Genomic DNA, 5,181 nt, shown 5'->3' on the forward strand with positions numbered 1-5,181 from the left:
CAGCCACAGCGTGGTGATCAACTGTCCACGAGTCGGGACGGGCTCGGGGGTGGTCGTGAGGTGGTCAGGGGGGCTCGGGTGGGAGGAGTTCGAGGCGGACGCCGAGGAGGCGGACGGGGCGGTCGAGGTCGAAGCGGTCGATGATGGCCAGGGCGGTGTCGACGATGGTGGGGATGTCGGAGGTGGGCTCGGGGAGTTTTTGCTGCTTGCTGCGGGTGTAGAAGGTTTTGGTGCGGACTGTGACGGAGACGCGGGTGCTGATCCGCTGGTGCTCGATCATCTCCTCGGCGACCTCGGTGGCCAGTCTCGCTACCTCGCCGCGGATCTCGTCCGGGTCGGTGAGGTCGTGTGGGAAGGTCTCGGACTTGCTGCGGCCCACCGGGATTCGCGGGGCGGTCGTGAGCTCGGTATCGCCTTTGCCGTGGCCGAGGACCCACAGGTAGGGGCCGGTGCTTGGGCCGAATTCGGCGGCGAGGCGCTGCCGGTCGGCGGCCATCAGGTCGGCGACGGTGGCGATGTCGAGGGCGGCCAGGCGATGCGCGATCCTGGCGCCGACGCCCCACAGCGCGTCGGTGGGGCGGTGGCCCATCAGCTCGGTCCAGGTGGCCGCGGTCAGCTCGAAGACGCCGGCCGCGGCGCCGGGGTCGTGTTCGGGCTCGGCGGAGGACTTGCCCGCCGACTTGGCGAAACCGGTGGCCAGTTTCGCGGTGAGCTTGTTGTCACCGATGCCGACCGAGCAGGTCAGGCCGAGTTCGATGACGGCGCTGCGGATTTCGGCGGCCAGCGGCCATGGGTCACCGTCGGTGGCGACGAACGCCTCGTCCATGCCCCAGACCTCGACCGCGCCGGCCACCCGGCCGAGCGTCGCCATGATCTCCTCGGAGGCTTCCTCGTAGGCGGCCATGTCCACCGGCAGGAACACACCGTCGGGGCACTTGCGCTGCGCCATCTTCAACGGCATGCCCGCGCGCACGCCGTAGGCCCTGGCCGGGTAGGACGCGCAGGTGACGACCTTGCGCGGCTGGTCGGGATCGCCGGTACCGCCGACGATGACCAGCTGTCCGCGCAGCTCAGGGCGACGCCGGAATTCCACCGCCGCCTGGAACTGGTCGAGATCGACATGCAGCAGCCACTGGGGCACGGTTGAAGTATTACCGCACGGTACCGACAAACCGCCGCAACCTGGCGCGGACGGGTGCGGCACTGGGGTACTCGCCGCACCGGCCGGATGGCAATATCCGTAGCGCGCCAACCGATGTCCCGACCGAGCTCGAAGAACGGAACACCCGATGCCGACCGAAGCCACCACCCTCGACCTCGACCTGGCCCGCCAGGTACTCGCGGCGCAGCCGTTCGCGCGCCTCGTCGGCACCGAACTCACCGAATTCGGGGACGGTGCGGCCACACTGGTCATCGAGATCCAGCCCGAACACGGTCAGCAGTTCGGTTTCGTGCACGGTGGGGTGCTGGCCTACGCGGCGGACAACGCGCTGACCTTCGCCGCGGGCACCGTCCTCGGCCCCAATGTCCTGACCGGCGGCTTCACCATCACTTACCTGCGCCCCGCCATCGGCGAGCGCCTGCGCATCCACGCCACCGTCCTCGGTGCCACCCGCCGCCAGGCGGTCACCCACTGTGACGTCTACGCCGAGACCGAGGGTGAGGAGCCGATCCTGTGCGCGGTCGCGCAGGGGACGACCCGGCGCGTGGAGAAGGACCTCGCCCCGTCCGCCGCGGCAGACGCCGACGAAGACCCGGAATTCGACGACGACGCGGACTTCGACGACGAGTTCGGGGAGGAGCAGGACACCTTCGAGACCGATCAGCTCCCGATCGTCACCGTCGGGCCGGAGGAAGCGCCGCGGTTGCCGCCCACGGTCAGCCGATAGAAAACCTGGCGTAATCGTGCAATCCGGCTCACTGCAATCAGATATCTGACTGCGAAGACGCGAAGTGCACGATTACGCCAGTCCGGCGATCTAGGCCGTGTACGCCAGCTTGTCGGCCGCCGGTTCGGCGATCGGCTCGATGGCGTAGGCCAGGATCTCGGCCACGTCGGCGACGGGACGGACATCCAGGGCGGCCAGCACTTCCGCAGGGACCTCGTCGAGGTCCGGTTCGTTGCGGGCCGGGATGAAGACCGTCTTCAGGCCGGCGCGCTGGGCGGCGAGCAGCTTCTGCTTCACGCCGCCGATCGGCAGGACCCGGCCGTTCAGCGTGACCTCACCGGTCATGCCGACATCACCGCGCACCTGACGATCCAGGGCCAGCGACACCAGGGCGGTCACCATGGTGACGCCCGCCGACGGTCCGTCCTTGGGCACCGCACCCGCCGGGAAGTGGATGTGGATATTCCGGTCGAGGACCTTCGGTTCGATGCCGATCTCCGCCAGGTGCGAGCGCACGTAGGTGAGGGCGATCTGCGCCGACTCCTTCATGACGTCGCCCAGCTGGCCGGTGAGGGTGAGCGAGCGCTCGCCCTCGGCGGCATTGGCCTCGATGTAGAGGACATCGCCGCCCGCGCCGGTGACCGCCAGGCCGGTCGCCACGCCGGGGACCGCGGTGCGTTCCACCGAGTCCGGGGTGAAGCGGGGTCGGCCCAGGTAATCGTTCAGGTTGTCGATGTCGACGGTCAGACCCGTTGCCGCACTGTCGTATCCGAGCGACGGATCGTAGCCGAGACCGATGTCGATCACCTCGGCGCCGGAATCGGGCGCGTCGGCTTCGGACAGCTTCGTCGCCGCCTTGCGCAGCGCCTTGGCGACCAGCCGCTCCATCTGGCGCACACCGGCTTCCCTGGTGTAGTTCGCCGCGATCTCGCGCAACGCCGCGTCGGTGATCGAAACCTCCTGTGCGGTCAGCGCATTGCGTTCCAGCTGCCGTGGCACCAGGAAGTCGCGGGCGATGGCCACCTTGTCGGCCTCGGTGTAGCCGTCGACGGTGATGAGCTCCATGCGGTCCAGCAGCGGACCGGGGATGGTGTCCATGACATTGGCCGTCGCGATGAACAGCACGTTCGACAGGTCGAGGTCCAGGTCGAGGTAGTGGTCGCGGAAGGTGTGGTTCTGCACGGGGTCGAGGACCTCGAGCAGCGCCGCCGCCGGATCACCGCGGAAGTCGGAGCCGACCTTGTCGATCTCGTCCAGCAGGACAACGGGATTCATCGAACCCGCCTCCTTCACCGCACGCACGATCCGGCCGGGCAGCGCGCCCACGTAGGTGCGGCGGTGGCCACGGATCTCGGCCTCGTCGCGCACGCCGCCGAGGGCGACGCGAACGAACTTGCGGCCCAGCGCCTTCGCGACGGACTCACCCAGCGAGGTCTTGCCGACACCGGGCGGACCGACCAGCACGAGCACGGCACCGGAGCCACGTCCGCCGACGACCTCGAGCCCACGCGAGGCCCGGCGCGCACGCACGGCCAGGTACTCGACCATGCGGTCCTTCACCTCGTCCAGACCGTGGTGGTCGGCGTCGAGCACGGCACGCGCGGCCGAGACATCGGTGCTGTCTTCGGTTTTCACCGTCCACGGCAGGTCGAGCACGGTGTCGAGCCAGGTGCGGATCCAGCCGGATTCGGGGCTCTGATCGCTGGCCCGCTCCAGTCTGCCGACCTCGCGCAGCGCCTCGGCGCGCACGTTCTCGGGCAGGTCGGCGTTCTCCACGCGGGTGCGGTAGTCGTCGGCGCCGTCGGGTTCGTCCTCGCCGAGTTCCTTGCGGATGGCGTTGAGCTGCTGGCGCAGCAGGAACTCGCGCTGGCTCTTCTCCATGCCCTCGCGGACGTCCTCGGAGATCTTGTCGGTGACCTCGACCTCGGCGATGTGGTCGGTGATCCACTCGATCTGCCTGGTCAGCCGGACGGCGACGTCCGTGGTCTCCAGCAGTTCGCGCTTCTGCTCGTCGGACAGGTACGGCGCGTAGCCGGCGGTGTCGGCGATGGCGTCCGGCTTGTCGAGCTGGTTGACGATGTCGATCATCTGCCACGCCTCCCGGCGCTGCAGCACCGCGACGACCAGCTTCTTGTATTCGGCGGCCAGCTCGGTGGTCCGCGCGTCGGGCGCCACCTCCTCGACCACCTCGGCCTCCACCCACAGGGCGGCGCCGGGCCCGGTCACGCCGTGCCCGATCCGCGCCCTGCGCTCGGCCTTGAGCACGGCGGCGGGAGCGCCACCGCGCATGCGCCCGACCTGCTCGATCGAGGCGACGACGCCGTAGGAGGCGTAGCCCTCGTCCAGCCGGGGCGCGACGAGCACGGCGCCGGTCTTCCCGGCCTGCGCGGCATCGATGGCGGCCTGCGCGGATTCGTCCAATTCGATGGGCACGACCATGCCCGGCAGCACGATCGGATCGGTGAGGAACAGCACCGGCAGGTTCTGAGCTGTAGTCATGTCGACCCTTCCAAAGTTGAGCTTTGCTGACTCAACCCAGTGCCCTACCTGTTTGTTCCTGCCGGTGCCGTCGTTCACTGACGGCGAACGCAACACGGCCTCCCCGAAGGTGATCCGGGGAGGCCGCGCTGTGCAGGGGAACCGAGCTAGAGGTTCGTGGAGCGGAGTTGTTCGGTGGGCGGGTCGTAGGTGCGGCGCGCGGTGGAACCGCCTGCGCTCATGACGCCGAGGACGGCGCCCGCGATGATCAGGATCGCGGCGAGGATGCCCAGGATGATCGGCAGGGTCTTGCCGAACAGGTCGAGCTTGTCGAGGCTATCCTGGGTGACCGCGATCTGGGACTCGATGGTCTCCTCGTCGAACACGAGGTGCGTCTTCAGCGCGGTGACGTCGACCTGGTTGGCGCTACGGCCGTAGAACAGGTGCAGCTGCTCGCCGCCCTTGAGGACCGCGCCGGTCCTCGGCTCGACCCACACGTCACGGACGTTGGTGTAGAAGCGCAGCATCGTCACGTCGCCGTCGCCCTCGAGGCCCCACTTGGCCGCGGGCAGCGTGAGCTTGCTGGTCGCGGTGGGCGCGACGTCGTGCAAGCTCGTGACCGGGATGGTCTGCCGGAAGTGGTAGACCGGAATCCCGTTGACCTCCGACTCCTCGACGAAGTCGATCGGGGAGGTGGCGCGGGCGTTCAGGTCTAAGTACGGGTAAGACATCGTCTCGGGGCCGCTCGGAAAGCGGTACTGCAGAACCTGAAGGGTTGTCGGATAGGGCACCGACGCGCCGGAGGTGTCGAGGG

At 68.8% G+C, this 5,181-nt stretch carries 3 protein-coding genes and 1 pseudogene; 1 reads left to right on the forward strand and 3 read right to left on the reverse strand.

Annotation, left to right across the window (positions count from 1 at the left end; translation table 11 throughout):
- Window positions 1-64: 64 nt before the first annotated feature.
- Complete coding sequence (locus ACFWPJ_RS23840) at window positions 65-1,141, reverse strand: DNA polymerase IV (RefSeq protein ID WP_378854613.1); 1,077 nt, start codon at window positions 1,139-1,141, stop codon at window positions 65-67.
- Between the two features lie 148 nt (window positions 1,142-1,289).
- Here ACFWPJ_RS23840 and ACFWPJ_RS23845 point away from each other — a divergent pair.
- Window positions 1,290-1,712, forward strand: a pseudogene (locus tag ACFWPJ_RS23845) (PaaI family thioesterase); the annotation flags it as partial.
- 267 nt (window positions 1,713-1,979) lie between these two features.
- Here the strand turns inward: ACFWPJ_RS23845 and lon are convergent.
- Together lon and ACFWPJ_RS23855 are read right to left on the reverse strand one after the other, a co-directional pair.
- The gene (lon, locus tag ACFWPJ_RS23850) at window positions 1,980-4,388 is read right to left on the reverse strand and encodes an endopeptidase La (protein WP_378854614.1); all 2,409 of its coding nucleotides are present in this window, start codon (window positions 4,386-4,388) and stop codon (window positions 1,980-1,982) included.
- A gap of 146 nt (window positions 4,389-4,534) precedes the next feature.
- Window positions 4,535-5,181, reverse strand: a 647-nt coding sequence (locus tag ACFWPJ_RS23855; protein ID WP_378854615.1) for a DUF3068 domain-containing protein, incomplete at its 5' end; no start/stop codon positions are given.

Origin of the sequence: Nocardia sp. NPDC058497, assembly GCF_042720195.1 — a bacterium.
In the GTDB taxonomy this organism is placed as follows: Bacteria; Actinomycetota; Actinomycetes; order Mycobacteriales; family Mycobacteriaceae; genus Nocardia.

Excerpts from the sequence above, each read along its gene's own strand:
- lon (WP_378854614.1), bottom strand. The coding sequence starts at position 4,388 with ATGACTACAGCTCAGAACCTGCCGGTGCTGTTCCTCACCGATCCGATC.